The sequence below is a fragment of the Streptococcus danieliae genome (assembly GCF_009767945.1).
GTDB classification, from domain to species: Bacteria; Bacillota; Bacilli; order Lactobacillales; family Streptococcaceae; genus Streptococcus; species Streptococcus danieliae.
Genome location: NZ_WSRS01000139.1, coordinates 1 through 1,631, shown reverse-complemented (window position 1 = coordinate 1,631; position 1,631 = coordinate 1). Strand labels below are relative to the sequence as shown.

The window sequence follows — 1,631 nt, the reverse complement described above, 5'->3', positions numbered from 1 at the left end:
TATGTCTTACCAGAATCCAAGTTAGGCCGTGCTCTCAAATACAGTTTGGATTATGAGTCCACATTCAAAACTGTACTGGAGGATGGACGTCTCGTTCTATCCAATAATTTGGCAGAAAGAGCAATCAAATCCTTAGTAATGGGACGCAAGAATTGGTTGTTCTCCCAGAGTTTAGAGGGAGCAGAGTCTAGTGCGATTATTATGACTCTAATTGAGACAGCCAAACTCCACCAAGTGGACAGTGAAAAATATATAGTTTTCCTACTAGAACATTTACCAAACGAGGAGACTCTCGAAAAAAAGGAGGTTCTAGAGGCTTATTTACCATGGGCAAAACAAATACAAGAGCATTGTCGTTAAAGAAACCTCCAAGATTCAAAGCAAGCTGCTTACAATCTTGGAGGTTTTTTGATATACCCTGTTATTGGGCGCTTACTTTTTATCTATATTTTGGTGGAGCTGAAGTTGACATCTACAAAGTTTAATGTTAAAATACATTCAAAAATATATTTGAATGAGGTGTTTTATGATTCAAAATGTTGTTACTTCAATAATCCTGTATTCTGGGACAGCCGTAGACTTACTTATTATCCTAATGTTATTTTTTGCCAAAAGAAAAAGCAGAAAAGACATCATTAACATCTATTTAGGACAATTTCTAGGCTCTGTTAGTCTAATATTGCTAAGTTTGCTTTTTGCATTTGTCTTAAATTATATTCCTAGTAAAGAGATTTTAGGTTTACTCGGTTTGATTCCAATTTTCCTAGGCCTCAAAGTTTTGCTTTTAGGAGATTCTGATGGAGAAGCTATTGCAAAAGATGGTTTGCGAAAAGACAATAAAAACCTGATCTTTCTAGTCGCTATGATTACTTTTGCAAGTTGTGGCGCTGACAATATTGGTGTCTTTGTCCCATATTTTTCCACCTTAAATTTAGCGAATTTGATAGTGACTTTACTTACTTTTCTAGTCATGATTTATCTCTTGGTTTTTTCTGCCCAAAAATTGGCACAAGTCCCTTCTGTTGGAGAAACTTTGGAAAAATATAGCAGATGGTTTATTGCCGTTGTCTATTTAGGATTGGGGATGTATATCCTGATTGAAAACAACAGCTTTGACATGCTATGGGCTGTGTTAGGCTAGGAGAAAAAATTATGAAAAAAGATAGTATCTGTCAAGTGGATGTTATTAATCAACAAAATGTTACAACCGCAACGAACTACCTTGAAAAGGAAAAAGTCCAAAAATCACTTCGCATTTTATCAAAATTTACCGATAATAAACAGATAAATATCATCTTTTATCTCCTTGCCGTCGAAGAACTCTGTGTCTGCGATATAGCCTGTTTACTAAATCTCAGTATGGCATCTGCCTCCCACCATCTTCGTAAACTAGCCAATCAAAACATCTTGGACACTAGAAGAGAGGGGAAAATTATATATTATTTTATAAAAGATGAGGAAATCAGAGATTTTTTTAATCAACTAGGATAACAACTATTTTCCCAAATTATTCATACCTCAAACAACTCTGTGTAAATAGCTAAAAAATCATCAGAAATTGCCAAAAAACAATGGCAATTTCTGATGATTTTTCTTATCGTTCAATCTGTTCTAAGGATAAAAATGGATTC

Annotated in this window: 3 protein-coding genes; all 3 read left to right on the top strand. The window is 34.6% G+C overall.

Features of this window, described 5'->3' with window-relative positions; genetic code table 11:
* Positions 1-360 (top strand): IS66 family transposase (locus E5983_RS08985; RefSeq protein WP_160332181.1); only part of this gene is annotated, 360 nt, incomplete at its 5' end.
* Positions 361-526: 166 nt separating this feature from the next.
* A complete protein-coding gene (locus tag E5983_RS08980; protein ID WP_331251112.1) occupies positions 527-1,141 on the top strand; it encodes a CadD family cadmium resistance transporter in 615 nt (204 codons plus the stop codon).
* Between the two features lie 11 nt (positions 1,142-1,152).
* Complete coding sequence (gene cadX / locus E5983_RS08975) at positions 1,153-1,491, top strand: Cd(II)/Zn(II)-sensing metalloregulatory transcriptional regulator CadX (protein WP_000711078.1); 339 nt, start codon at positions 1,153-1,155, stop codon at positions 1,489-1,491.
* The last annotated feature ends 140 nt before the right edge of the window (positions 1,492-1,631 follow it).